This is a genomic window from Mycolicibacterium arseniciresistens (assembly GCF_030519285.1).
In the GTDB taxonomy this organism is placed as follows: Bacteria; Actinomycetota; Actinomycetes; order Mycobacteriales; family Mycobacteriaceae; genus Mycobacterium; species Mycobacterium arseniciresistens.
The window spans coordinates 46,370-71,680 of record NZ_JAUMSQ010000007.1; the positions used below are offsets into that span (position 1 = coordinate 46,370).

Here is a 25,311-nt window from a genome sequence, read left to right on the forward strand (position 1 = left end):
AACAACGATCAGTTGTGCACCGAGGTGTCGACGTGCGGCACCCTCACTGACGGGTACAGCTGATCGATCCAGGGGTAGTAGTCATCGCGGTCATACCCGAAGTGATAACCGCGGTCCCCGTGATGTCCATTGAATCCGTGGTCGTGGTCGTCGGCCTGCGCCGGACCGGCGAAACCGATCACGGCTGCAGACAGCGCGCCTGCGACAATTCCTGCCAGTCCGAATTTCTTCATCGGTCCCGCCTTCTTCCCTCTGTACAGCTCCGTCGACGGGCCGAACGCCCGGGATTCTTTCTGTAACGGCGGGATCAGACCGTTGATTCCATCGAACGGAGCGACGCGGACCTTCTCACTGATCGGCCGGACGGTTGAATCGAGGTGCGAATCGGATTCGTGCGGCCCCACGCGTCTGCGACACGGAATACTCGGGCGCATGTCGAACCCCATCGACGCCGACCCGCGGCGGCGGAAGTCGGGAAACGTCGCCGGAACGGTGGCGCTGCTGGTGCTGCATGTCCTGTTGGCGCTGTTGTTCTTCGTGCTCAGCTTCGGCATCGCGATGAGCATCGATTCGTGCGCGTACGTCGAGTGCGGCGACGAGAAGTGGATCGGCGTCGCGATGTTCCTCGCGATCTACGGCAACGTGGCGGTCCTACTCGTCGACGTCGTCGTGTCGACGGTGTTTCTGGCCAAACGGCGCAGGACGGTCGTCGTTCCCGCGCTGGGCTGCGTCGTCCACGCGGCGCTCATCATCGCGGCTTTCCAAATCGCCGCTCTGGCGGGGCCGGTCAGCGGGTCCTGACAACGCGCCGAGCCTTCAGCGCGGGAGGAATGTCAGTCTTTGCCGCGCGGCGGTGGTTCCACCGCAACGCCACTCGACTTGTGTTCCGGCCCGGCGTCGGGGTGCTCGGCGGGCACCCGCTCGCGGAACCGACTGGCCTCGCTCGGACCCTGCGGCCCTGCCCGTCGCTCGCCGCTGCGGTACGGGCCGGGCTTGGGCCTCGGCTTCCCGCCGGGGAACGCGAGCCGGAAGATGGTGCGGTGCACCGTGAACCACTGCTTGCCGAATCGTCCTGAGTTGTAGGGCAGTTCGTATCGCTCGCAGATGTCTTTGATTTTCGGCGCGATCTCGGAGTACCTGCTGCTCGGCATGTCCGGGTACAGGTGGTGTTCCACCTGGTAGCCCAGGTTGCCGCTGATGACATGGAACAGGGGGCTGCCCTCGATGTTCGCCGCGCCGATCAGTTGGCGGACGTACCACCCGCCGCGGGTCTCGTTCTCCACTTCCTCTTCGCTGAAAGTGTAGGTCTGGTCCGGGAAATGGCCACAGAAGATGATGGCGTGAGCCCACACGTTACGGATGAGGTTGGCCAGCGCGTCTGCTGCCAGGGTTCGCAGGAAGGTGCTCTCGACGCCGGGCAGCAGCCGATCGGCCGTCGCCGCGGCCGAGCCCATCCGGCCCTTGGTCGATATCTGGCGGAGCCGACGTCCGAGACGGGAGTGGGTGGGCTGCTCGATCCGGTCGCCCAGCGCCAGTTTGGTCAGCGCGAATGCGCCGGCGCTCACTGCCGGCCAGCCGATGTAGTCCTTGATGATCTGCAGACGCGCTTTCCCGGCGATGCTCTTGAAGTCCTCCTTGAGGTCGGCCATCGTCTTCTCGCCTCGCCACAACGCCTCCACGTCGGTGTCGTGCATCGCGACGCCCCACTCGAACAGGAGCGTGAGCAGGAGGTTGTAGAACGGCTGGCCGAGGTTGGCGGGGCGCCACTTCTGGTTGGGGTCGATCCGCATGATCTCGTAGCCGAGATCCTTGTCCTTGCCCCGAATATTGGTATAGGTGTGATGGATGTAGTTGTGCGAGTGCTTCCACGCCTGCGCCGACGATGCGGTGTCCCAGTCCCAGACCGAGGAATGGATGTCGGGATCGTTCATCCAATCCCATTGGCCGTGCAGGATGTTGTGGCCGAGCTCCATGTTCTCCAGGATCTTGGCCATCCCGAGGCAGGCGGTGCCGAGCACCCACGCCGTTCGTGACCGCGAGCCGAGCAGCAGCACCCGTCCAGCGACGACGATCTGGCGCTGCACCGAGACCACCGTCTTGATGTAGTGCCGGTCGCGGTCACCGAGTTCGGCGAAGATCTCGTCGTGTATCGCGTCGAGTTCTTTGGCGAGCTTCTCCAGATCCTGCTCGCTGAGGCGGGTGAGTGGGCTCTCGACGGTTGTGGTCACGGTTGACTCCTTCACGGTCACAGTGCGAACTCCACGTCACCCTCTGCGGCGTGGATGCAGATCCGGACGTCCTGGTCGACGGGTTCGGTGACTTCCCCGGAGCGCAGGTCGCGTACTTTCCCCGACTTCAGCGTGCCAACGCAGGTGTGGCAGATGCCGATTCGGCAACCGAACGCGAGTTCCAGGCCGGCCTGTTCGCCGGCCTCCAGGATGGGTGTGCCACCGTCGCAGTCGGCGGTCGTGTCGCTGTTGAGGAACGTGATCTGACCGCCCTCACCTTCGGTGGCATCGGCGTCGATCTTCGGCTGGAACCGCTCGAAGCGGAGCCGGTCCGGGTCACCGTTGTGCTCCCAGTGTTCGATCATCGCGTCGAGCAGTTCGCTCGGACCCGAACAGAACGCGTCGCGTTCGCGCCAGTCCGGGCACACGTCGTCCAGATCGTCGGCTGACATCCGACCGCGATCAGCCGTGAGCCGCAGATCCAACCGCAAGCCGTCGTGGCGTTGGTCGAGACCTTCCAGGTCCTCCAGAAACATGACCTGGTCGCGGGTGCGGGCCGAGTGGAGCACCACGACGTCGCCGATCTCGCCGCGATGGTCGAGGCTCCGCAGCATGCTGATGATCGGTGTGATGCCGCTGCCTGCGCTGATGAAGAGCATCTTGGCCGGCACCGGGTCGGGCAGCGTGAAGACGCCCTCCACCTCGCCGAGCCGAACCAGTTCGCCCGGCTGGATCTTCTCCACCAGATATGGCGACACCACGCCCTCGTCGACCTTCTTGGGCGTCACGCTGATCAAGCCGTCGTCCGGCTGCGGGTCGGACGTCAGCGAGTAGGCGCGCCAGTGGTACCGACCATCGATAACCAACCCCAACCGGACGTACTGGCCGGGTTTGTGGCCCGGCCACTCGTACCCCGGCCGGATCAGCACGCTGACAGCTTCCGATCCCTGCCGCTCGACGCGCTCGACCTTGCCCCGCAGCTCCTTGGTGGTCCACAGCGGATTCACCATCTCGAGGTAGTCGTCCGGGCGCAACGGGTTGAACAGGTACCGCACCGCCCGAAGGAACAGCCGACGGCCCCGCGGGACGGGAGGCTCGGCACCGCGTTCCGCCATGATCCCCCGCTTCTCGTGTCCGACTCGGCGAGAATCGACCCAGCGGCCGACTCAGCACCCTGTGTTACCGCTCTGATGTGATCTGAAACACTAATACGGGGAGGTTGACTATCTGTGTCAGATCGGGAGACAAGTCGGGCGGGTCCAGTGCCCGCAGACGTCATCCGGGCCACGCTGCGTTCCGCGGAACGCCTCGGCCGCGACGTCGCCGATGTGCCGATCGTCGTGATCGCGCACGCCCTCGGGGTGTCGCGCAGCACACTGTTGCGTCAGCTCGGGGGCTCACGACGCCCCCTCGACGATGCGGTACGCGACATCGGGGTCGACCCCGGCGGGCGCCCGCCGGTGAAGGTGCGCGCAGTCGAATCGGCGGCCGCACTCATCGGCGCCGGCGGCGTGTCGTCCGCCACCCTCGAGGCGATCGCCGAGGATGCGGAGTGTTCGGTGCACAGCCTGTATGCGGCGTTCGGCGGCCGCGAAGGTCTGCTACGTGCGGTCTACGACCACTACATCCCGGCGCTGGACATGGAAGACGTCATCGGATCGCCGAACACCGACCTGACGCAGATGGTCCGCGCCATTCACCGAACCCTCGCCGATCTGTACCTGCGAGAGCCGCGGGTGCTGGCCGCGGTGCTCGGTGAGACGCTGGCCCGTCCGGCGGGCACCGGCGCGGGCGCACTGATCGAGCACGGCGCCCTGCGCCTCATCGCGGTTCTCGAAAGGTGGCTGAACGGCGAAGTCGCCGCCGGCCGCATCCGGGACCTGCCGCGCTCCCTGCTCATCCAACAGCTGATCAGCCCGATGTCCGTGCACGCCATCATGCGGCCCGGACTGGTCAACTTCCCACAGGTCGCCCTGCCTGAACTGGAGGCGACGTGCGACTTCTTCGCCGACGCTTTCGTGCGCGCAGTCGCAATCGATGGGACGGCTGCCAGGTGATGCAACCCGGCCCGGCCCGGCTGACTAGCCTGGTCGACCATGGCCGATGTCTTGTGGGCTGCCGCGACGCGGCATCCGTTCCTCCATGCGGTTCGTGACGGCACGATCACCGACTCGGCATTCGACAGCTGGCTCGCTCAGGACGCGCTCTTCGTCGCCGACCTGCTGAGCTTTCAGGCGCGCCTGCTTGCACGGGCGCCACGGCCGGCGCAAGGCGTACTCGCCGCAGGCTGTGCCGCGCTCGTCGCCGAACTCGACTGGTTCGAGGACAAGGCGTCGCAGCGGGGCATCGACCTCGACCAGCCGGCACTGCCGGCGACTGTCGCCTACGGCGAACTACTGACGCGACTGGAGGATTCGCCTACCGACGCAGCGTTGACGGCGCTGTGGGTCATCGAGCGGGTGTACCTGATGGCATGGACTTCCGCATCATCACCTGCGTCGCCCTTCAAGGAATTCGTCGACCACTGGACAGATTCCGACTTCGTGGCCTACGTGGAGGCGCTCGGCGATGTCGCCGACCCGGTCGAGTACGCATCGCTGGTCGACGAGGTGCTCGCGCACGAAATCGAGTTCTGGGACATGGCCCTCGCCTGAAGTCCGACGACCTCGGGGTGGTCTGCGAAACACCACACGGGGAGCGCGTACTGCGAGAGAGGGATGCTCGCGTCAAGGACGCGGCAGGGGGATGCTACTCAACTGCCTCAGCATTCAGAGGTGACTGACCGCGAGCCCTTGCGTGCCGCGTGTCGGTCCGCAACCGGCCATCTGCGCCGCATCGGCGACGCGCAGCTTCCCGAACCCTTGAGCGGCGCCGTTGACAGCGATCTCGGAACCTTGCTTTGGTGAGGTGGTGACCGCGCCGGACCCGCTGCCGATCGAGAACTTCTCCCACCTCTGTGTCGGCGTGTCGGACCTGGACGCCTCGCTGGCGTTCTACACCGGTGTGCTCGGCATGGATGTCGTCTTCGACGTCGAACTGGCCGGTGCGGGACTAGAGGAGGTCACCGGTACCGCAGGCGCCGCAGGACGCATGGTCGGCGGCCTGATCGGTGCCACCATGATCGAACTCCTGTCGCTCGGCGACGTACCCGCCGTCGTGGACGGCCCGCATCTCGGCTACACCAACATGTCGTTCCGGGTGAGGGATCTCGATGCGGCGCATGAGGCACTGGGCCGGCACGTGGGGGTGCGCTACACCCCACCCACCGACATCGGCGGCGTGCGGATGCTTTTCGTTCACGATCCTGACGGCACCCCCATCGAGTTGATCGAACTGCCCGGGGGTCTGACCAGCACCGTGCAGATGTGGCGCGGCGCTTGAGGCCGCACGGCCAGCGGCTCTTGGTGGCACCGGTGGGCCGGACACGCCGGCGCAATCACCCCTACTTGATCTCCTTCTCCGCGTCAGCCAGCGCCGCGAACTCCTCGTCGGGCGAGTTCGCCACCAGATGGTGCCGGCTGTAGAGCCCGAAATACGCCATGAACGCGGCGAAGACGACCAGGCACCAGGTGGCGGCCGTACTGTCCACCAGGAAGGTGGCCACCACCGACAGCGCCGCGATCACCAGCGCGAAGCCCGTGGTGACGACGCCGCCCGGGGTGCGGTAGGGCCGCGGCATGTCCGGCTCACGCACCCTGAGCACGATGTGACTGATCATCATCAGCACGTAGGACAGGGCGGCGCCGAACACCGCCATGTTCAGCAGCATCGCGCCCTGGCCGGTCAGCGACAGGACGAAGCCGATGATGCCGGGCACGATCAGCGCCAGCGTCGGCGCCTTGCGGGAGTTGGTCAGCGACAGCCGCTTCGGCAGGTAGCCGGCGCGCGACAGCGCGAACAGCTGACGGGAGTAGGCGTAGATGATCGAGAAGAAGCTGGCGATCAGCCCGGCCAGGCCGATGTAGTTGACCACCTTGGCCATCGTCGAGTCTCCCAGCGCTTCCACCAGGGGATTGCCGGATGCGCTGATCACCTCGGCACCACCGGCGCCGGCGGCGAGCACCAGCACCGTGGCTCCGGTGACCACCAGGACGGCCATCGCGGCGATGATTCCGCGCGGCACGTTGCGGGCCGGGTCCTTGGCCTCCTCGGCGGCGAGCGGCACACCTTCGATGGCGAGGAAGAACCAGATCGCGAACGGCACTGCCGCCCAGATCCCGAGGTAACCGAAGGGAAGGAACGACGAGGCGCCGGCCGCATCGGTGGGCGCGATGTCGGTGAGGTTCGCGGTGTCGAAGCTGCCGATCGCCGCGATGGCGAAGATGAGCAGACCGGCGAGGGCGATGGCCGTGATGACGAACATGACCTTGAGCGCCTCGCCGACACCGCTGAGGTGGATGCCGATGAACAGCAGGTACACGGCCAGGTACACCCACCAGCCGTCGGTGATGCCGAACAGGCCGAGGGACTCGACATAGGCCCCGATGAAGGTGGCAATCGCCGCGGGTGCGATCGCATACTCGATCAGAATGGCTGTGCCGGTTGCGAATCCACCCCACGGGCCGAGTGCCCGACGGGCGAACGTGTAACCGCCGCCTGCGGCAGGCAGCGCGGAGGACATCTCCGCCATCCCCAGCACCATGGCCAGGTACATGCCCGCGATCAGGACGCCGGCGATCAGTAGTCCGCCGAACCCTCCCTCGGCGAGCCCGAAATTCCATCCCGAGTAATCGCCCGAGATCACATACCCGACGCCGAGACCGGCGAGGAGTAGCCATCCCGCGGTGCCCTGCTTGAGGGTGCGCTTGGCGAGGTACTCGTTGGACTCAGATGTGGTCTCCACCCGCTGATGCTAGATCGCGATCGCCGTCGGCGTCGGTTAACCCGGAGTCTGCGAGGGCGACCGTGAGTTCGGCGATGGATCGCGGATCCTGCAGCCGCCCACCGTAGACGTCACGGAGCTGGCGGAGCCGGTAGCGCACCGTGGAGGGTGACACGTGGAGGTCGGCGGCGATCTCGTCGCGGCGACCGTGATGCAGCAGCCATGAGCGCAGCGTGTCGGCGAGCCGGGCGACGGACGCAGCGGGCAGTCCGTGCAGGGGCGCCAGCGCGCGTGCCCGCAGGTCGGACAATGCCTCGGCATCGGCACTGACCACGAGCTCCACAAGGATCTGGTCGGTGTCGAGTACGGCCGTTGATTGCGCAGGCTGGAACTCAGCTGCACGCATGACGCGGCGAACCGAAGAGCGCGCCTGCATCCACGGGCGGACGGGCCCTACGACCGCGCCTGTCGCGCCGATCGATTCGAGGAACGATGCCCGCGCCTTCCCGCCGACGGCGGAGACCAGGAACATCCGCATCCCGTGCGGCAACTCGATCGCGTCGTCGGGCACCTCGAGGGTGCGCGAGTCGGCCGTGATGAGCCCGCCACTCTCGTGGTGCCGGTTCGGAAGTGCCACCGCGGTCAGCGTCTGCGACGGTGTCCAGGACGCCTCCTCTGCGGCCCGGCGCAGTTCGTCGGCCGACCCATCTCGCAGCAGAGCCCGCACGAGCCGCTCCCGGTGCCTCTCCCGCGCCAGGCCCAGTCGGGCGACTTCGTCGGCGTGGCCCGCGACGCCCGCTGCCGAGATCCGATCGAGGTAGGCGAACGACGTCTCGGCGAAGACGCTCACCTCGTCGCTTCCCACGCCGTGCCCGACGGCCAACGCCGACCACTCGCGCCAGATCTCACGGACCCCGATTCGATAGGCCGCCAGCTGCACTTCGGTGGGCCGGCCCTGGCGCGCTTCCCGCCGGCCGAAACCGTAAGCGGTGTCGAGCACTTCCTGCATCGACGTCGCGGAGCTCTGGGGATCGGCCGCACCGCGCAGCTGTTCGATCAGCGCGGTCAGCAGTTGATCAGCAGATGCGTAGATCACCGGCCGCCACGACTCCTGCGCGGCCAGCGCGAATGCGGGCACCTCGGCGATCACCGCCTCTACCATCCTGTCCGTCAGCGCCGGCAGCCCGGCGCGCATCGCCTCCAGCGTCTGCGGTGGCAGTTGGGGAAGTCTCGCCGCGGCGGGCGGCACGTTCGACATAGTCCGCGATGATAGGCCGCGCGCAGGCATACGACTGTCCGGAGAGGACAGGTTCGTGCGGAACTTTGGCCCGTACGAGGCGAGAAACTGTCCGAAGAAGTCGCCATGATGGTGTCATCAGGTCGCGCGGCATCCGCGTCGGCCTCGCGGACACGCCTCCGTCGTCGAGAGAGGACTTCATGACTGCATCTGCTTCGCCCACCGCGCCCGGCCGGGAGGACTTCGCCCTTCGCCTGCTCAAGGGTTCGGCCAAGAAGTCATACGAGCCGATCGTCGACATCAATTGGGACGCTCCGCTTCCCGACGACAAGTACTTCCTGCCTCCGCAGATGTTGAGCCTGTACGGCACCCCGCTGTGGGAGCGCATGAGCGATCGGCAGCGCATCGACCTGTCCCGGCAGGAGTTCGTCAACTACATCTCCATGGGCATCTGGTTCGAGAACATGCTCAACCAGTCCCTGCTGCGCGCGATGATGCACTCCTCCCCCACGTCGCACAGCACCTTCTACGAGCTCACGGAGTTGGGCGACGAGGCGCGCCACATGTTGATGTTCGGGAAGGCCATCGAACGGGTGGGCGTCGAACCGTTCTGGCCGACCAAGGGCGGCGCACGCAGGGTCAACACGATGGCGCTGATCTTCCGCGGACCGATGCTGTGGATCGGCGCCCTGGTCGGTGAGGAGCTCTTCGACGCGGTGCAACGCCAAATCCTCGACGACGCCGACGAAATCCAGCCGCTGGTTCAACGCGTGATGCGCATCCACGTCACCGAGGAAGCCCGGCACATCCAGTTCGCCCGCGACGGCATCCGCCGCGACGTCGGCGAGCTGTCACGCGCGACGCGCCTGGCCATCTCCAATCTGCACGGCCTCGGAGCCTCGCTCTACTTCGGCCATTTCACCCGCCGCGCCCTCTACGACCGGATCGGCCTCGACGGGGGCGAGGCGCAACGCCAAGCCCGCGCCAACCCACAGTTCCACGCGACACTGCGGGCCGGGTTCGAGCCGCTGGCCGCATTCCTCGACGAGGTCGGCCTGATGGGTCCGATCGCCCGCCGCATGTGGGCGAGGTGCCACTTCCTGTGACCATCGGATCCGACGACGGCGTCTACGACGGGCCGGCCAGTCTCGTGGTCGGCGAGAAGCGCCATCCCGTCCGCATCCGTGCCACCGGACATCTCAACCCGTTCGACGGTCACTACCACTGGCAGGGCACCGTGCTCGACGCACCGGCTCAGATCAAGGCCGGTGGAGCGGTCGTGCTGTGCGTCGGCGATCGTGACGCCACCGCACGACTGGTCGAGCACACCGCCGCCGGGGACCTCATGATCAGCGGCACGGGCCGTCCGCCGTTCTGGCCGTGACCAACGCGGAACTGACTTCATCCTCATCTGCGTGAATCCATTGCGTGCCGATCCGCATGCGGAATTTCTGTCCTACCGCCCGTCTAGCGACAGCGAAATCCGCCCCCTGTGCATATAGCGCACGCAATTCGGTAGGCTCGGTCAACGCAGTCGAGACGATGAATTCCGCTAGGTCAGGAGCAGCGCGCGCGAATGGACAACGAACGCGAAGAGTACTGGCGTGTAACCGAATACGTGCTCGACCTGAGCCGCGATCTGATTCTTCGACGTGAAAGCGCGATGCGCACCCGTATAGCGCTTCTAACGACATTCTGCCCAGAAGTGCTCATCCGGGTCATCAATAACATCGGTGCTGTGAGTTGCATTCAGCTTGACGAGACATATGAGCTCAATGTGTCCGGTCAGCCGGGGATTGTTCGTCTTCTCCAACCGTTCGATCATTTTCCGGCTGCCCATTCTGCCGATCCGTCGGTGGGGGCGCTCGCGAGAACGGCGCTGGCGCTCCAACGTGTGTTCGGCGGAACCGTTGACCGGGTGCACAGCCTTCCCGCTGCCGCCATGGAATCACCGAGCACCGAGGTGTTGCAGAGCACGATGCCGGTAATCGCATCGCTGATCAGCACATGCGTGTCACTCGAGTCGTTATCCGCGTTCTCCACGCCGGCCTTGGAGGCGAAGCTGGCAATTGTTCTCGGATTCATCCGCTGCCGGCACATGTCCCTCGTCGACGTCGATTAGGAGCCACGGCTCCCGCCCGGTCGTCGAGAGCTCAGTCGAGGTAGGTGCCGTGCCCTTCACGCACCAACGCGCCGTCGAAGACCAGGACTTCGTTGACGAGTCCGCCGCGCTGATTGCGGTAGTTGATCACCAGCAACGATTCCCCGCGATACACACCGAGGATCTCGAAGTGCAGGTCCGCCATGCCCGCCAGCGCCGTCGTCCAGTATTCGCGCAAAGCCTGCTTCCCGCGGACCACACCCCCGCTTCCCGGCACCACTCGCGCGGCGATCGGAGAGGTGAACAGCACATCGTCGTGAAAATGCGCCAGCACCGCCTCGACGTCGTGCGCATTCCACGCAAGCACCCACTCCTCGGCGAACGCTTGCGGATCCGGTGTGGACATCGGCACAACCTCCAGGCATCAGCGGCGGCACAGTGATCAGGACCATTCTCCCGTGTGCTTTTCGCGCACCCAGACCGATGCCCGAATCAGGTCACTTCTCGTCGAGCAAACGCACCGCGACGGCATCGTCGATCACAGTTGCCCCGACCACGATGGGCGTGGTCGGCGTTGTGCGAGCGCGTAATACGCATTCGGCTACTGGGGCGACCAGATGGCTCCGGATGGTCCTGCGTAACCCGCGGGCACCGTAGATCGGATCGAACCCGCAGTCCTGCAGAAACTCCATCACCGTGTCGTCGACGCGGAGTTCGACATGTTCACGGGCAAGTCGCGCGCTGAAGAGGCCCACTTCACGAACGGTGACCTTCCGGGCCGTCGATGCGTCGAAGGGCGCCATGACGACCGTCTCATCGATCCGGTTGAGGAACTCCGGGTCGAAGAACTCCTCTACGGCGGCGCTCACCAGACCGTGTGCACGCGCGACCGGATCGGTTGGCGACGCCGCGAATGCCCGGAGTCGTCGCCATCTCGGCGACCATCGGGATGTTCGCTGTGCCGTTGCGACGTCCTTGGATCCCAGATTCGACGTCATGAAGACGTAGCTGTTGCGGAAGGAGATCCGGTCGCGGCCGTTGGCGAGCCGGAGCTCTCCGCTGTCGAGTACGTGCAGCAGGGCGCGGATCACCGTGCGGTCGGCCTTCTCGACTTCGTCGAAGAGCACGATGCCCGGTGTGTACGGGTCACCCTCGATCTTGTTCTTGTCGAACAGGGTGAAGGACTCCTTACTGCCCGCGTATCCCGGTGGGGCGCCGGAGAAAGACGCCGCGTAGTGCTCCTGGGCCAGGGCCGCCATGTCGATTCGGCAGAGATCGTCTGGCCCCGTGCGGATCTCGGCGGCGATCTGGCGAACAAGTTCTGTCTTGCCGACCCCGGTCGGCCCGGCGAGCAATACGCTCGCCAACGGCCGACCGGGATCAGCGACACCGGCATGTGCGATCGACAGCGCCCGGGCAGCGGCACTCACCGCTTCCGGTTGACCGATTATCCGTTGCCCCAGTCGGGCGACGAAGGCATCGTGGTCGAACACGGCCGACGACTTCACGGCGACGTTGTTGGTGCGCTGCGTTGTCGCGTTCTGGTCGTGATACATGTCGGTGAGGTACGGCACGTCGATTCTCTTACGCCTCGACGGTCTGCTCGACGGGGAGATTGCCCACTCGACAGTCCGCGACACCCACGGTGTCTCGCGTGATCGACTCGACGACTTCCTGCGCTTTCTGCGCGTCGGTCACCCACAGCTTGTAGAACTCGAACGGGCAGTCGGCGACGCCCTTGTCGCCGTCGCCGGCCGCGTGCACGCCCGAGTAGCCCCGATGCAGCAGCTTGAAGAGGTGGTTCTGGGACTGATCGTTCTGGCGGGCGTCGCGGATGGCCGACAGCGAGAGCTGCGCGAACTGAATCCCATACTCTTCCTCGCCCGTCTCGCCGAGGGTGCGGCCGTCGAACCCGATGATCGCGGAGTGTCCGAAGTAGGAGTACACCCCGTCAAATCCCGCGGCATTCGCCACGGCGACGTAGGTGTTGTTCGCCCACGCCATCGCTTTGGCCATGAGGACCTGCTGATCCTTGGCGGGATACATGTAGCCCTGGCACCGCACGATCAGTTCGGCGCCCTTCATCGCGCAGTCCCGCCAGATCTCGGGGTAGTTGCCGTCGTCGCAGATGATCAGCGAGATCTTCATCCCCTTCGGGCCCTGCGAAACATAGGTGGTGTCGCCCGGATACCAGCCCTCGATCGGGCACCAGGGCAGGATCTTCCGGTACTTCTGCACGATCTCACCGGTGTCGTCGATGAGCACGAGGGTGTTGTACGGCGGCTTGTTCGGATGATCCTCGTGGCGCTCACCGGTGATGGAGAAGACGCCCCACGTCTTGGCCTCACGGCACGCTGCAGCGAAGATGTCGGTCTCGTCTCCGGGGATCGACGCCGCGGTGGCGTACATCTCCTCGGGGTCGTACATGATCCCCTGAGTCGAGTACTCGGGGAAGACCACGAGATCCATACCCGGCAGGCCGGACTTCATCCCGACCACCATGTCCGCGATCTTGCGGGCGTTGTCGAGTACCTCCTCCCTGGTGTGCAGCCGGGGCATCTTGTAGTTGACGACGGCTACGCCGACCGTGTCCGGACTGGATGAGATGTCACCATGACGCATGTTGAGCTCCTCGATTGATCGGTTTGGATGAAATAAGTTGCAGCAGAACAAATCAGGTGGATCAGTTGTAGACCGGCCGGGCCCTGACCCCGGACACCCTGCCCGGCGAGCTGAGTAGCCGTGCGACCACCAGCAAGGCCGCCAACAGCACCGCCGTGGCGACGGCTGTCAGGGCTGAACTGCGGTAGTGACCGGTGAGCATCAGGAACGCCGGGATCGAGCACGTCGGAATGCTCAGCAGCGTCACCGACCAGCCGGTGAAACGGCTGAGGTCTTCACGACCCAGACCGAGAACCAGGAAGAACAGGGTCCACAGCGCCGCCCAGGAGAGCCAGATGACTCCGAACACCGGGTCATGCGAGCTGAACGACAGAACCGCATACGCCACAGCGGCCAGCGCGACGAAGAGGCTGAACCAGCCGACGCCCTGCGGTTCGAGGCCGGCGAGATTGACGATGCCGACGTAGAGATACGTGAAGCCGAACAGGTAGAGACCCGAGGCGGACAACGTGGTGGCAGCATCGCCGTTCGCTTGCAACAACATTGCCGTAGGGATCACGCACTGGAGTGCGCCGACGAACAGGTTGAACACAGCTGCCGACCGTGGCGGTATACGCCCCAGGAGCATCAAGCCGTTGATGAGAAGTACCGCGCCGACGTACAGCAACCCGACACTGCTCACGATGTCACCTCCTTCAGTTCCAGATGAAATATCTCCATTTGAAACTAAGTGACGGACAGCACACTGTCAACGGCGATGTGATGCGCGCCGGCCTCAGGGTTGCGTCAGTGTGGTGAGCACGTCGAAGTCATAGCCGTCGGCGACAGCCAGATGTATCGGCTGCACGGTGGCGTCGGCGTGATAGTGCACGGTCCCCCGCGGACTGTCATACGACACGAGATCGCTGGAGGCGATGTCGGTCAACTCGCCCGACCGGTGTATCAACTGTGACAGCAATTGCATTCCCTCGTAACAGGATTCGGCGATTCCACTCAGTGGCGGAGCCTGCGGTCCGTGCATCTGGCGGTAGTGCCCGAGCAGATCCATCGCGTTGGCGCCGACCATCGAACGGAAGAACGACGCGGCGACGAAGAGCCCTCGGTTGGCGTCCGCACCGCTTGCGAGCAGCATGGTCTCGTCCATCAGGGGGCTGAAGCGGATGAAGTGATCGGCTGCGCCGAGCTCGGCGCACGCGCGGTTGAACTCCACCGCATCCTGACCGACCAGAAGCATCAACACCGCGTCGCACCCCGACGCCATGGCGGCCTTCACGACACCGGACATCTCCGCCCGGCCCAGATCGACGAAGCGCCGGCCCACGATGTCGAGGTCGAGATCGCGGGCGTACCCGCGCACCGCAGCGAGCGACGACCGCGGCCAGACATAGTCGTCACCCACGATGAACCAGCGTCGTGCGCCGGCGTTGTCGCGCAACCAGCGCAGCGCCGGAGCGATCTGGCGGTCGGGTGTCTCACCGCAGCAGTAGATGTCGCGGCGCCGTTCGCCGCCTTCGTACAGTGCGGGGTACGCGTAGGGCACCCGCCCGGCGACCACCGGCGCAAGTGCGTTGCGCACCGAGGAGATGTGCCACCCGCTGACCGCGTGAACCTCGCCCGCCGTCACGAGTCGGTCGATCCGCCGAGCGACCAGATCCGGAGCGACACCGCCGTCGACCACCTCGATCTGCACCTCTCGGCCCAATATCCCCCCGTCGGCGTTCAGATCGTGGACAGCCAACCGGCTCACCGCCTCACACGACGGCCCGAAGACGCCGCCGGGGCCTTGCAGGGGCACCACCATGGCCACTCGCCACAGCTCACCGGCATCACGGCTGGTGCGCGAGCTCATGATCAGTACGTCCTCTGCCACACCGTCGTCGGATCGGCTATCATCATTTCCATCTGAAAGTATCGCGCGTGCCAGGTCCAATGGGCAAGGCCGGAGGAGTTGTTGATGGCAAGGACGCTGCCCGAGCACGACGCGGCGACGTCGATGACGGCCACGCTGCTCCGTGCCGCGCGCGCATTGACCGCCCAACTGGATGACGAGTTGCAGGAATCGGGCCTCGGCATCGACCACTGGCTGGCGATGGACGCTCTGGCCGCCTCGGCCGGGCTCACGATGGCCGAGCTGCAGGCGCAGACGCTGACCGCCGGACCCACCCTGACCAGAGTGGTGGATCGACTGGTCACGCAGGCCCTGGCCTACCGCGAAGTCGACCAGTTCGACCGGCGCAAGGTTCGGGTGTTCCTCAGCGAGCGCGGCACCGGATTGCATCACGGTCTGCGTCGCCGGATCGCACCGGTGGAAGCACACTGGGCGGCGTCGAACTGGCCGCAGCTGCGTGACCGCCTCGCGCCGCCCGCCGGCGATGCGTAGCGGCCGGCCTGACTCCGCTCCGGTGAGGAGACCACCGTGTTCACTGGCCTCAGCGCCTTCCCGCTGACTCCGCTGCGAGACGGTGCGGTTGACGAAGCGGCGTTCACGAATCTGGTTGCCCGCCTCGCCACGGCGCGAGTCGATTCCATCACCGCACTCGGGTCAACGGGCTCGTATGCGTACCTGACTCGCGGGGAACGCGCACGTGTCGCCCGCCTCGCTGTCGAGCACGCCGCCGATGTTCCGGTGATCATCGGGGTGGGCGCGCTCCGGACCGAGCACGTTCTCGAGCTCGTCGAGGACGCACAAGAGGCAGGAGCCTCGGGCGTGTTGCTCGCCCCGCTCTCCTACCAGGCCCTCACCGCGGACGACGTGTACGGGCTGTACGAGGACGTGACGCGCGAACTCGCTGTGCCGCTTGTCGTCTACGACAATCCCGCCACGACGCACTTCGCCTTCACCGACGACCTGTATCAGGCGATCGCCGCCCTCCCCCACGTCGCATCGCTCAAGATCCCCGGAGTCCCCGCTGACCCGGCTCGAGCGGCCATCCGCGTTGCGCGATTGCGCGACCTGTTGCCGGCGGGAACAGCACTCGGAGTGTCGGGGGATGCGTTCGGGGCCACCGGGCTCAACGCGGGCTGCGACTCCTGGTACTCGGTCATCGGCGGAACGCTGCCCCGCCTGGCACTGGACATCACGCGCGCAGCGCAGGCCGGCGACCATGCGGGCGCCACCAGCCAGTCGGAACGTCTTGCGCCCCTGTGGGATCTCTTCGCCAGGCACGGCAGCCTCCGAGTCACCGCCGCTGTCGCAGAGCACCTTGGCCTGGCTCCACCACACAGCCTCCCGCTGCCCATTCGCGGTCTGGCAGCGGCCGACCGGGCCGACGTCGTCGAGGTGTGCACGAAACTCCGTCTGACGGTGTGAGCGTCGAGAGGAGCAGGTCGCGGATCACGTGATCCGTTTGGCCGCTTTCTTCGCCGGCGCAGTGCCGGTCGCCTTCGCCGTCTTCTTGGCCACCTTCTTGGCCGGCGTCGCTACTTTCTTGGCCGGCGTCGCCACCTTTTTGGCCGGCGTCGCCGCCCCCGCCGATGCCTGCGGTGTTGCCTTCTTGGCCGGAGTGGGCGCGCGCTTCGCTGCTGCCTTCTTCGCCGGCGTGACCTTCGCCGGGGTGGGTGTCGACGACGTGGCGGGCTTGGGCGCTGCCTTCTTCGCCGCCGGGGCCTTCTTGGGTGATGACTTCTTGGCCGGCGGTGAGGCAGCCTTCTTCGCGGGAACGACATTCGCCGGCCTCGCGGCTGGGGTCGTCGGCGCCTTCTTCGCCGTGTGTGCGGCGGACTTCGTCGGGGGCGCGGCCTTCCGAGCCTGTGACGCGGCAGCCTTGGCCTTGCTCGCCGTGCTCGGCGGCTTCGGTTTCTCAGCGGTCGACGCGCCGCCACCCTTCGACGTTGCGCGACCGGCCCGCTTCGCGGCGGATCCGATGGTGCTGTTGACTACGTCGACGGTCGCTTTGACGGCTTGTTCCGCTCCCTGCCGCAGCCTGCGCCCGATGCCCGGACTGTCCTTGGTCATACGCACCTCACCCCTGGTTCCTTTGCAATCAGGTACCTACTTTTATCCGGAAACAAACGCGCCGGCTCATCGACACGCTCAGCGGTCAGGAGCCAGATCGAGACCGGCTGCGGTGCGCCTTTGGCCGGGCTGCGGCGGGTTTCACTGTCGAGGCGAAGACACCGGCGGCCACGGCGGCCAGCGCCGCGTCCGCGGCACGGATCGCGTCGCGCTCGGTGAGACGTCGGGTGCTGGTCAAGAATTGGTAGTAGAGCGGCGCTGACACCTGCCGGATCACCGCCGCGGAGTCGGTACCAAGGGGTGCCTCCCCCCTGGCTGCTGCGTCGTCGACACAGGTCGACCATTCGGCGATCCGGCGGGCATAGAACTCCGACAGCGCCTCCGCGGTGCGGTCGTCGTAGGTGGCGGCGGCAATGATCGCCTTGAACAACCGTCCCTGACGACCGGACGACAGGGTGCGACGGACGAGTGCCGCGTTGGCGCGGAGATCGCCGCGAAGCGACCCGGTGTCCGCGCGCGGGACCGACGTCTCGGCCATATCGGCCAGGAGGTCGGCCATCAACGCGGCGACCGATCCCCACCGCCGGTAGACGGTCGACCGCCCGACGCCTGCACGATCGGCGACGACAGTGAGCTCGACGGCATCCAGACCGACCTCGACCAGCAGGTCGGTTGTCGCGCCCAGGACCGCCGTCCGTACCGCGGCACTCCGACCACCCGGCCGTGACATCCCGGTCATACTGCCCATGCTAACGGGAATGTGTTCCTGATAAGGCGTGTTGCCGACAATGTCAGTTAAAGAGAACATCTTCTTGTTAAGGAGTGACATGGAGTATCGACGAGTGGGCGATTCCGGCCTGGTGGTGTCCGAGATCGGCTTCGGCGCCGCCACCTTCGGCGGAGTCGGTGAGTTCTTCGGCGCCTGGGGCGACACCGACGTCGAGGCGGCCCGGCACATCGTCAAGCGATGCCTCGACGCCGGAGTCACCCTGTTCGACACTGCCGACGTGTATTCCGACGGCGCATCGGAGGAGGTGCTGGGAGCGGCGCTGCGCGGAATCCGCGACGAGGTCGTGATCTCGACCAAGGCTGCGCTGCCCACCTCGCCGGGTGACTGGGGCACCTCCCGACCTCGGCTGCTGCGGGCGGTCGAGGCCGCGCTGCACCGCCTGAACACCGATCGCATCGACCTGTTCCAGTTGCACGGGTATGACGCCTTCACGCCGATCGACGAGGTGCTGCAGACACTGGAGACGCTCGTCACCCAGGGCAAGATCCGCTACGTCGGAGCATCGAACTTCGCGGGATGGCAACTTATGAAGTCGCTCGCGCAGGCGGATTCCGGCCATCGCCCGCGGTACGTGGCACACCAGGTCTACTACTCGCTCGCCGGCCGCGACTATGAGTGGGAGTTGATGCCGCTGGCTCGGGAGGAGGGCGTCGGCGCACTGGTGTGGAGTCCGCTCGGGTGGGGGCGGCTGACCGGCAAGATCCGTCGAGGCGCACCGCTACCGGAGCGCAGTCGCCTCCACACCACCGCTGACGCGGGACCGCCCGTCGACGACGAGCGATTGTTCACGATCGTCGACGCACTGGAGATCGTCGCCGCGGAGTCCGAGCACACGGTCGCGCAGGTCGCGCTCAACTGGCTGCTCGGCCGGCCGACGGTGTCGTCGGTCCTCATCGGCGCCCGCGTCGAGGCCCAATTGGTTCAGAACCTCGGGGCAGCCGGATGGCGACTGACCGCCGAGCAGGTCGGGCGGCTCGACCGGGCCAGCGCGGTCGACGCGCCGTATCCCTACTTCCCCTACTACCGGCAGGAAGGTTTCGCGACGCTCAACCCTCCCATGGTCTGAGGCTCATGTCCGGATGACTGCAGCTGCAAGCCCTTTGGCATTCGTCGCGATGCGTCGCTTGCTCATCTTCAGATCGCGGCGCTGATATGCGTAGAGCTGCGGGTCCACCGACGCCAGCAGCATGTCGGCGTGCCAGCCGGCGTTCGCCGCGTCGAGGTCGGTCCGAGCTACCCGCAGAAGCGTGACGATGTGCAGCCGCCACCCCTGATAGGCGCCCAGCTTCAGCCGCCCCGGCGGGATCGCGTCGGTTACCAGGAGCGCGCCGAGGTTGCGCTCGGTCAGCGACACCAGCTCGTCGAGGAACGCGGTGATCCGGTCGCCGGCCGGGGCGCCGGGGCCGAGAGGCGGAGGCCCGGACAGGATCGCTTCCTGCAGGGTCCGCTCATCGTCGCCGACGACGGCGGCCAGTAGTCCGGCCTTGTCACCGAACCTTCGGTACAGCGTTCCGACGCCCACGCCGGCGCGCCGGGCGATCACGCGCATGTCGACGTCGCCGGTGTCGGGCCCGCTCAGCAGTGCACGCGCGGCGTCGAGCACGCTCGCTTCGTTGCGTGCCGCGAGTTCACGCTGAGGCTGCCACCCCGTCGAACCACTTTGTGGCATGCCGCCATCCTATTGCGGAATACCGTTCCGGACCCGCGCGTTGCACTCACGGAACACAGTTCCGCACATTGAAGGAGTGGGATGAACCGAGTGCTGCTGATCAACGCCTCCCCCCGCGGCGAAGACTCTTGTTCACTACGTCTGGCCAACCGGTTCCTCGAGGCCTGTCGCATGAGACGTGCCGACGTCGAGGTGGACCGCCTCAACACGTTCTCCGACCTCGCCCCGTTCGGCCAGCGGCGGGTCGATGCGAAGATGGCGGTGATCGCACGACAGCCGGTCCCGGAAGAAGCGGCCGGCGACTGGGCGGAGGTGCTGGACGTGGCGGCGCGCGTGCAACTCGCCGACACACTGGTCTTCGCGGTGCCGATGTGGAACGGCGCCATCCCATGGTCACTCAAGCTCTTCATCGACACCGTCACACAACCCGGCGTCGCCTTCACCTTCGATCCGGCGACCGGCTACCGCGGCCTGCTCGGCGGCAGGCGCGCAGTGACGATCTACACCAGCCGGGTCTACGCACCAGGCCTGACCCCGGCCTTCGGCGTGGATCACCAGTCGACATACCTACGGTGGTGGCTCGAGTACTGCGGCATCACCGACATTCACGAACTGCGACTGCAGACGCTCACACCCGACCAGGACTCGGCGAACCGCGCGGTCCAGCAGCTCGCCGAGTCACTCACACCGCGGGGACCCCGATGACTGCCTGGGGCTGGCTGATGACCGCTGCGCTGGCGGAAGTGGCGTGGTCACAGAGCATCAAACCGACCGAGGGTTTCACCAGACCGCTCCCCACACTGCTGTGCCTGGCACTCGCCGTCGCGGCCGTCTACCCGCTCACCCTCGCCATGCGCGACATACCGGTCGGCACCGCTTACGCCGTGTTCACCGGCGTCGGAGCCACCGGCGCCGTCACACTCGGCATCCTGATCTACGGCGACCCCATCACAGCCCTGCGACTCACCGGCATCACCCTCGTCGTCAGCGGCGTCGTCATACTGCAGGCCGCGTCGAACTGAGCCGATTCGATTAGCCTGATTAACAGGTGGGCGCAGGGGATACCCCTTGGGTCTGGATCGGCTCGGAGGAGATTGATGCGTCAGCGACTGCCTGTACGGGCGATGACGAGATTGGCGATCGTTGGTGTGGCGGCGCTGCTCGTCACCGGCTGCGAGGCCCAGGTGTGGGGTTCGCCGCCGGCCGCGGAGAACACTCCGCAGGCGCCGGTGGTCGCGCCGCAGGCCCCTCTCCCGGCGCTGCCCGAGGCGCCACCTGCGCAACCGACGGCCTCATTCGACGGCCTCGACGCCCGCGTTCGTCAGGCCACCGCCGACGCGGCCGCATCCGGCGCCGACATCGAGACCGTTGTCATGGACCGCAACACCGGTCAGATCGTCTCGAACGGAGACAACAGGCCCTTCCCAATCGCATCGGTCGTGAAGCTGTTCATCGCCGACGACCTGCTGCTGCAGGAGTCCGAGGGCAAGACGAAGCTCTCCGATGCCGACCGCACGTCGCTCGACACGATGCTGCGCGCCTCCGACGACAGCGCCGCCCAGAACTTCTGGGATCGCAGCGGCGGGAACGCCGTCATCGCCCGCGTCAAGGCGCGGTACGGATTGTCGGGCACGACGGCGCCCTACAACGGGCACTGGGACGTGACCACCAGCACTGCAAGCGATCTGGTCCGTTACTACGACATGCTCCTGGACGGCACCGGCGGGCTCCCGCCCGAACAGGCGAACATCATCATCAGCAACCTCGCGCAATCGACGCCGACAGGGAACGACGGGTATCCGCAACGGTTCGGCATCCCCGAAGGGCTCTACGCCGAGCCGGTCGCGGTCAAGCAGGGCTGGTTCTGCTGCTGGAACGGCGCCAACCAGTTGCACGTGTCCACCGGCGCGATCGGACCCGAACGCCGCTACGTGATGGCCATCGGCTCCCTCGATCCCACCAGCGAGGCCGCGGCGCGCGCGAACATCACTGCGGCCGTCAAGACGATGTTCCCGGGCGGCAAGATCTGACCGGCGGCGGATTCCGTCCACAAATTCTTCTCCGAGGCGATCGGTTCGGAGGACATCCGGGACGTCCTGGTGAAGGCTGTTTTACGTGGCAACGGAATTCCGGTTGCTTGGCGATGTCGAGGCGTGGTCAGACGGGGAGCGCCTCGACATCGGCACGATGCGCCAACGGTGTGTGTTGGCGGCGCTGTTGGTTGATGTCAACCGTCCCACTCCTGCAGATCAGCTCATCCACCGGATCTGGGCCGATGACCTGCCGCACCGAGCTCGAAATGCGTTGGCGGGCTACCTGTCCCGGCTCAGGCGGATCATCACGGCCGGTGGCGATGTCAGGATAGCCCGCGAGCCGGGCGGCTATGTGCTGAAGGCCGATCCGGCGTCGATCGACTTGCACCGCTTCCGTCAGCTGGCTTCTGCTGCGCGCGCGACAGCGGACCCCGTCGAAGCCGACCGTCGATTCTGCGCGGCACTACAACTGTGGCGTGGTGAGCCGTTCGCTGCACTGGACACCATCTGGACGAACGAGGTCCGTAGGTCGCTGGACGCCGAACGGGTCTCCGTCGTGCTGGACGGCAATGATGCGGGCCTGCGCGCCGGTCGCCACGGTGAGCTCCTGTCCCAGCTCACGGCGATGTCCCTGAGTCATCCGCTCGACGAGCGCGTGGCCGGGCAACTGATGCTCGCCCAGTACCGCTGCGGAAGGCAGGCCGACGCACTCGAGACCTACCGCGTGATGCGTGACCGGCTCGCCGAGGAGCTGGGCGTCGATCCCGGCGGCGCGCTGCGCCAGGTGCACCAGCGGATCCTCCGGGGCGACTTCGATGATGCGGGTCCGGCACCGGCCGGGACGCCACCTGCCTCCGAGACAGGCGCCGACAAAGCGGTGCGCCCGACGCATACGGCGCCGCCCGCCGCGGTGACCCGGTATCGCCCACCTTCGTCTTCGCGTCGACTCGTGGAGCGCACCCGTCTCATCGACACGTTGCGCGACCGCGGTGGTCGACGGCTCCTGGTGATTCACGGCGGCGCAGGGTTCGGCAAGACCACGCTGGCCTCGCAGTGGCGCGAGGTTCTGGTCGCTGAGGGCGTCCCTGTCGCATGGCTGACGATCGACGGGGACGACAACGACGTCGTGTGGTTCTTGGCGCACCTGATCGATGCGGTCCGCATCGTGCTGCCGACGCTCCCGGAAGAACTACGGCAGGCACTCGCGCTCCGGGGAGTCGAGGCAGAGCACTTCGTGCTCACGTCGCTGATCGCCGAGATCGACGGGGGCGGCAGACGGATATGCGTCGTCGTCGACGACTGGCATCGCGTCACCGACGTCGCGACGATCGGGGCGCTGGAGTATCTGCTTCTCCACGGTGGCGAACAGCTGCAGGTCTTGGTCACCACTCGCATTCGAGCAGGGCTGCCGATGAGCCGGATGCGTGTGCGTGACGAGTTGATCGAAATCGACGCGGCCACCCTGCGTTTCACCATCGCCGAGGCACGCGCGTTCCTGGTGGACCAATGCGGGTTGGCGCTCGACGAGAGGGATGTGGCCAGGCTCGAAGAGACGACCGACGGATGGGTCGCGGCGCTGCAGCTAGCGTCGCTGTCGCTACGCGGGCGGGACGACCCCACCGCGTTGATCAGCCGAATGTCGGGGCGCCATCACGCGATCGGCGAGTACCTGGCCGAAAACGTGCTCGACTCGCTCGAACCGGAGATGCTCGACTTCCTGTTGGCCACCTCGATCACCGAGCGAGTCAGCGGTGACTTGGCGTCCGCCTTAGCGGGCGTCGGCAACGGCCAGGCGCTGCTCGAGGCGGCCGAAAACCGCGACCTGTTCCTCCGCCGACTCGACGATGACCGGGAGTGGTTCCGCTACCACCAGCTGTTCGCCGAATTCCTGGAGCGCCGGCTGCAGCGAGATCAACCTGAACGCATCGTTCGGCTCCACGCAGTTGCGTCCCGCTGGTTCGCCGACCGCGGATTGCTGCGTGAGGCCATTCACCATGCGGTCGCGGCCGGTGAGGATGAGCGTGCCGTCGAGCTGATCGAACTGCACGGCACCGACGTGCTGCAACACACGCAGATGTCAACGTTCCAAGCGCTGGTGTCGAATCTTCCGTCCCACACCGCCGCACTCAGTCCCAGACTCCAGCTCACGCTCGGATGGGCGGACTCGCTACACCGTCCGGCATCGGCTTATGCGGCGCTCGACGCGTTCGAATCGGCGGTTGAACGGCGTTCCCTGCCGGAGTCCGAGGTTCACGACATGCGGGTGGAGGCGGACGTTCTTCGTGGAGTGCTGGACAGCTGGGCGGACCGCTCCGCGAGCGCTGAGGAACTCGTTTCGGAATGCCTGGCACGTCCGGAGTCGCTGCCGCCCTTTCTCGTCGGCACGGCCGTCAACGTCATGTCCTTCGTCGAGATCGAGCGATTCGATTTCGCCGCCGCCCGCCGGTGGCAGGACTGGGGTCGGCCCTACCAGCAGCGGACCCCTGTCCCCTTCGCCGAGATCTACGGGCACGGCCTGAGTGGTACCGCAGCTCACGAGCTGCTCGATCTCGACGAAGCCGAGCTTCACTTCCGTAAGGGACGGCTGTTGGCCGAACAGTCCGGAGCACTGAGTTCGCATGCCGCACGCTACGTCAGCGCTCTGCTTGCCGAGTTGATGTACGAACGCGGTGAGGTGGCCGAGGCCGAACGTCTGCTCGACGATTGCCGCCGGCACGGGCCTGTCGTCGGCCCGGTGGATTTCCTGGTTCCCCTTTACATCATTCGAGCGCGCATCGACGCGGCGTGCGGCAACCGCGCTGACGCAGCCGGTCGCCTGGACGAAGCGGATCAGGTCGCGGCAAGCTTCGGCCTCATTCGGTTACGCGCTCACGTGGAGAACGAACGGACGCGGCTGCAGCTACCCGGCGGCGAGGGCCGGAGCGGGGCCGACGAGAAGGACCCGCTGCCGGACGGCGGATCGGGTGAAGTCACCGCCCAGCTTCGTGACGAGACCGAGATTCTCCGGCTGCTCGGCGATCAACCTGACCTCGCGTGCCACCGCGCCCAGGCGTGGGTGGAGAAGCTTGAGCCCGCAGGCCGACCCCGCGCCTTGCTGCGGGCCCGCCGGCTGCTGGTCGCCGCCATGGCTGCCGCCGGACGATCCGAAGAGGCCAAGCAGACACTGGCAGGCATCGCCGCTCGATGTGCAGAGCTCGAGATGGTTCGATACCTGCTCGACGGGGGGCCGCAGGTGATCGCGTCGGTGGCCGATCTTCGCGACGACCTGGGCAGCCGGGGGCCGAATCCCGCATGGCCCCCGGTTCCCCGCGACTTCCTCGACGTCGTGCTCCGCGGGGCGTAGCGAAGCTGCGAGCAGGCCCCGAAATGGGCGCTGACCTGCCGGTCACATAGTTCACGAACACCCCCCGAAAGCGCCGGTTCCATCGTTGGTCCCGTCAACAAGTCGCCGGAGCATCCGGCGAGCGACCAGCAAAGGAGAACTGTGATGAAGAAAAACCCCGTGCTCAAGAAGGCGATCGCAGCCGCACTGCTGTCGGCGACGTTCGCGACGCCGGCTGCCGTGCTCACCGCGGGTAGCGCCAGTGCGAGGCCGGTCGAGAGTCCGAACTGCCATGCCATCTCGGAGGCGTTCGAAAGCAGCATGATCGCGGCCAGGGTGGCAAAGCAGCAGGGCGACGAGAAGGCTCGACAAGAGTGGCTGAGAGATGCCGGCCGCGCGAAGGCGAACTACAACAGGCACTGCCTGTCCTGACGCGTGTACCCGGCGGACACCGTGGCGGCGCCCCGCGAGGGCGTCGCTCCCACACCGCCGCGGCTGCACGGAGTTGTCCGACCGGCCGTTTACGATTCCT

Annotated in this window: 29 protein-coding genes; 16 read left to right on the forward strand and 13 right to left on the reverse strand. The window is 66.4% G+C overall.

The window, feature by feature from the left end:
* Nucleotides 1-8: 8 nt before the first annotated feature.
* A complete protein-coding gene (locus Q2100_RS31805) occupies nucleotides 9-404 on the reverse strand; it encodes a hypothetical protein (RefSeq protein WP_407667563.1) in 396 nt (131 codons plus the stop codon).
* 28 nt (nucleotides 405-432) lie between these two features.
* Between Q2100_RS31805 and Q2100_RS02100 the strand changes: the two genes are divergently transcribed.
* Nucleotides 433-801, forward strand: coding sequence for a hypothetical protein (locus Q2100_RS02100; RefSeq protein WP_302912661.1), 369 nt, complete (start codon nucleotides 433-435; stop codon nucleotides 799-801).
* Between the two features lie 32 nt (nucleotides 802-833).
* Here the strand turns inward: Q2100_RS02100 and Q2100_RS02105 are convergent, their stop codons facing one another.
* Nucleotides 834-2,228 (reverse strand): fatty acid desaturase family protein, encoded by a 1,395-nt coding sequence (locus Q2100_RS02105; RefSeq protein WP_302912662.1) that lies wholly within the window; start codon nucleotides 2,226-2,228, stop codon nucleotides 834-836.
* 17 nt (nucleotides 2,229-2,245) lie between these two features.
* Nucleotides 2,246-3,343, reverse strand: coding sequence for a ferredoxin reductase (locus Q2100_RS02110; RefSeq protein ID WP_302912663.1), 1,098 nt, complete (start codon nucleotides 3,341-3,343; stop codon nucleotides 2,246-2,248).
* 147 nt (nucleotides 3,344-3,490) lie between these two features.
* Between Q2100_RS02110 and Q2100_RS02115 the strand changes: the two genes are divergently transcribed.
* The 4 genes from Q2100_RS02115 (at nucleotide 3,491) to Q2100_RS02130 (ending at nucleotide 5,609) form a co-directional block, all read left to right on the forward strand.
* Nucleotides 3,491-4,285: a TetR/AcrR family transcriptional regulator gene (locus Q2100_RS02115; RefSeq protein ID WP_302912664.1), complete on the forward strand. Its 795-nt coding sequence runs from the start codon at nucleotides 3,491-3,493 to the stop codon at nucleotides 4,283-4,285.
* A gap of 39 nt (nucleotides 4,286-4,324) precedes the next feature.
* A complete protein-coding gene (locus tag Q2100_RS02120) occupies nucleotides 4,325-4,882 on the forward strand; it encodes a TenA family protein (protein WP_302912665.1) in 558 nt (185 codons plus the stop codon).
* A gap of 120 nt (nucleotides 4,883-5,002) precedes the next feature.
* Nucleotides 5,003-5,134, forward strand: a complete 132-nt coding sequence (locus tag Q2100_RS02125) for a hypothetical protein (protein ID WP_302912730.1) — start codon at nucleotides 5,003-5,005, stop codon at nucleotides 5,132-5,134.
* Nucleotides 5,135-5,138: 4 nt separating this feature from the next.
* Nucleotides 5,139-5,609 carry a VOC family protein gene (locus tag Q2100_RS02130; protein WP_269894864.1) on the forward strand — a complete coding sequence of 157 codons (471 nt, stop codon included), beginning with the start codon at nucleotides 5,139-5,141 and terminating at the stop codon, nucleotides 5,607-5,609.
* Nucleotides 5,610-5,670: 61 nt separating this feature from the next.
* Here Q2100_RS02130 and eat read toward each other — a convergent pair whose 3' ends face one another.
* The gene (gene eat, locus Q2100_RS02135) at nucleotides 5,671-7,071 is read right to left on the reverse strand and encodes an ethanolamine permease (protein ID WP_302912667.1); all 1,401 of its coding nucleotides are present in this window, start codon (nucleotides 7,069-7,071) and stop codon (nucleotides 5,671-5,673) included.
* Nucleotides 7,055-8,308 carry a PucR family transcriptional regulator gene (locus Q2100_RS02140; protein WP_302912668.1) on the reverse strand — a complete coding sequence of 418 codons (1,254 nt, stop codon included), beginning with the start codon at nucleotides 8,306-8,308 and terminating at the stop codon, nucleotides 7,055-7,057. The genes eat and Q2100_RS02140 overlap by 17 nt, the downstream gene beginning before the upstream one ends.
* Nucleotides 8,309-8,487: 179 nt before the next feature.
* Here Q2100_RS02140 and Q2100_RS02145 point away from each other — a divergent pair, with 179 nt between their 5' ends.
* From Q2100_RS02145 to Q2100_RS02155, 3 genes are all read left to right on the forward strand, one after another.
* A complete protein-coding gene (locus tag Q2100_RS02145) occupies nucleotides 8,488-9,393 on the forward strand; it encodes an AurF N-oxygenase family protein (protein ID WP_302912669.1) in 906 nt (301 codons plus the stop codon).
* Nucleotides 9,390-9,671, forward strand: a complete 282-nt coding sequence (locus Q2100_RS02150; RefSeq protein WP_264012617.1) for a DUF4873 domain-containing protein — start codon at nucleotides 9,390-9,392, stop codon at nucleotides 9,669-9,671. Before Q2100_RS02145 ends, Q2100_RS02150 begins: the two co-directional genes overlap by 4 nt.
* Before the next feature lie 192 nt (nucleotides 9,672-9,863).
* Complete coding sequence (locus Q2100_RS02155) at nucleotides 9,864-10,409, forward strand: hypothetical protein (RefSeq protein WP_302912670.1); 546 nt, start codon at nucleotides 9,864-9,866, stop codon at nucleotides 10,407-10,409.
* 31 nt (nucleotides 10,410-10,440) lie between these two features.
* On the opposite strand, the gene Q2100_RS02160 is transcribed toward Q2100_RS02155, so the two are convergent.
* From Q2100_RS02160 to Q2100_RS02180, 5 genes are all read right to left on the reverse strand, one after another.
* Nucleotides 10,441-10,794 carry a nuclear transport factor 2 family protein gene (locus Q2100_RS02160; protein WP_302912671.1) on the reverse strand — a complete coding sequence of 118 codons (354 nt, stop codon included), beginning with the start codon at nucleotides 10,792-10,794 and terminating at the stop codon, nucleotides 10,441-10,443.
* Nucleotides 10,795-10,885: 91 nt separating this feature from the next.
* The gene (locus tag Q2100_RS02165; RefSeq protein WP_302912672.1) at nucleotides 10,886-11,962 is read right to left on the reverse strand and encodes an AAA family ATPase; all 1,077 of its coding nucleotides are present in this window, start codon (nucleotides 11,960-11,962) and stop codon (nucleotides 10,886-10,888) included.
* Between the two features lie 10 nt (nucleotides 11,963-11,972).
* Entirely contained in the window at nucleotides 11,973-13,010 is a 1,038-nt protein-coding gene (locus Q2100_RS02170; protein WP_302912673.1) for an aliphatic amidase, read from the reverse strand.
* A 61-nt stretch (nucleotides 13,011-13,071) separates the two neighbouring features.
* On the reverse strand, nucleotides 13,072-13,692 hold the full coding sequence (locus Q2100_RS02175; RefSeq protein WP_302912674.1) for an AmiS/UreI family transporter: 621 nt from the start codon (nucleotides 13,690-13,692) through the stop codon (nucleotides 13,072-13,074).
* Between the two features lie 93 nt (nucleotides 13,693-13,785).
* Complete coding sequence (locus Q2100_RS02180; RefSeq protein WP_302912675.1) at nucleotides 13,786-14,859, reverse strand: substrate-binding domain-containing protein; 1,074 nt, start codon at nucleotides 14,857-14,859, stop codon at nucleotides 13,786-13,788.
* Nucleotides 14,860-14,964: 105 nt separating this feature from the next.
* Here Q2100_RS02180 and Q2100_RS02185 point away from each other — a divergent pair, with 105 nt between their 5' ends.
* Nucleotides 14,965-15,390: a MarR family winged helix-turn-helix transcriptional regulator gene (locus tag Q2100_RS02185; RefSeq protein WP_264012626.1), complete on the forward strand. Its 426-nt coding sequence runs from the start codon at nucleotides 14,965-14,967 to the stop codon at nucleotides 15,388-15,390.
* Between the two features lie 36 nt (nucleotides 15,391-15,426).
* Entirely contained in the window at nucleotides 15,427-16,320 is an 894-nt protein-coding gene (locus tag Q2100_RS02190) for a dihydrodipicolinate synthase family protein (protein ID WP_302912676.1), read from the forward strand.
* Nucleotides 16,321-16,344: 24 nt separating this feature from the next.
* Here the strand turns inward: Q2100_RS02190 and Q2100_RS02195 are convergent, their stop codons facing one another.
* Both Q2100_RS02195 and Q2100_RS02200 read right to left on the reverse strand, forming a co-directional pair.
* Complete coding sequence (locus tag Q2100_RS02195) at nucleotides 16,345-16,965, reverse strand: hypothetical protein (protein WP_302912677.1); 621 nt, start codon at nucleotides 16,963-16,965, stop codon at nucleotides 16,345-16,347.
* 85 nt (nucleotides 16,966-17,050) lie between these two features.
* A complete protein-coding gene (locus tag Q2100_RS02200; RefSeq protein WP_302912678.1) occupies nucleotides 17,051-17,704 on the reverse strand; it encodes a TetR/AcrR family transcriptional regulator in 654 nt (217 codons plus the stop codon).
* A gap of 88 nt (nucleotides 17,705-17,792) precedes the next feature.
* Between Q2100_RS02200 and Q2100_RS02205 the strand changes: the two genes are divergently transcribed.
* Nucleotides 17,793-18,821: an aldo/keto reductase gene (locus Q2100_RS02205; RefSeq protein ID WP_302912679.1), complete on the forward strand. Its 1,029-nt coding sequence runs from the start codon at nucleotides 17,793-17,795 to the stop codon at nucleotides 18,819-18,821.
* A 3-nt stretch (nucleotides 18,822-18,824) separates the two neighbouring features.
* On the opposite strand, the gene Q2100_RS02210 is transcribed toward Q2100_RS02205, so the two are convergent.
* Nucleotides 18,825-19,358, reverse strand: coding sequence for a TetR/AcrR family transcriptional regulator (locus Q2100_RS02210; RefSeq protein WP_302912680.1), 534 nt, complete (start codon nucleotides 19,356-19,358; stop codon nucleotides 18,825-18,827).
* 147 nt (nucleotides 19,359-19,505) lie between these two features.
* Here Q2100_RS02210 and Q2100_RS02215 point away from each other — a divergent pair, with 147 nt between their 5' ends.
* The 5 genes from Q2100_RS02215 (at nucleotide 19,506) to Q2100_RS02235 (ending at nucleotide 25,211) form a co-directional block, all read left to right on the forward strand.
* The gene (locus Q2100_RS02215; protein WP_302912681.1) at nucleotides 19,506-20,129 is read left to right on the forward strand and encodes an FMN-dependent NADH-azoreductase; all 624 of its coding nucleotides are present in this window, start codon (nucleotides 19,506-19,508) and stop codon (nucleotides 20,127-20,129) included.
* Nucleotides 20,126-20,446 (forward strand): DMT family transporter, encoded by a 321-nt coding sequence (locus Q2100_RS02220; RefSeq protein WP_264012632.1) that lies wholly within the window; start codon nucleotides 20,126-20,128, stop codon nucleotides 20,444-20,446. The genes Q2100_RS02215 and Q2100_RS02220 overlap by 4 nt, the downstream gene beginning before the upstream one ends.
* Before the next feature lie 75 nt (nucleotides 20,447-20,521).
* The gene (locus Q2100_RS02225; protein WP_302912682.1) at nucleotides 20,522-21,454 is read left to right on the forward strand and encodes a serine hydrolase; all 933 of its coding nucleotides are present in this window, start codon (nucleotides 20,522-20,524) and stop codon (nucleotides 21,452-21,454) included.
* Between the two features lie 85 nt (nucleotides 21,455-21,539).
* The gene (locus tag Q2100_RS02230) at nucleotides 21,540-24,800 is read left to right on the forward strand and encodes a BTAD domain-containing putative transcriptional regulator (RefSeq protein WP_302912683.1); all 3,261 of its coding nucleotides are present in this window, start codon (nucleotides 21,540-21,542) and stop codon (nucleotides 24,798-24,800) included.
* A 144-nt stretch (nucleotides 24,801-24,944) separates the two neighbouring features.
* Nucleotides 24,945-25,211 (forward strand): hypothetical protein, encoded by a 267-nt coding sequence (locus Q2100_RS02235; RefSeq protein WP_302912684.1) that lies wholly within the window; start codon nucleotides 24,945-24,947, stop codon nucleotides 25,209-25,211.
* Nucleotides 25,212-25,311 lie beyond the last annotated feature (100 nt).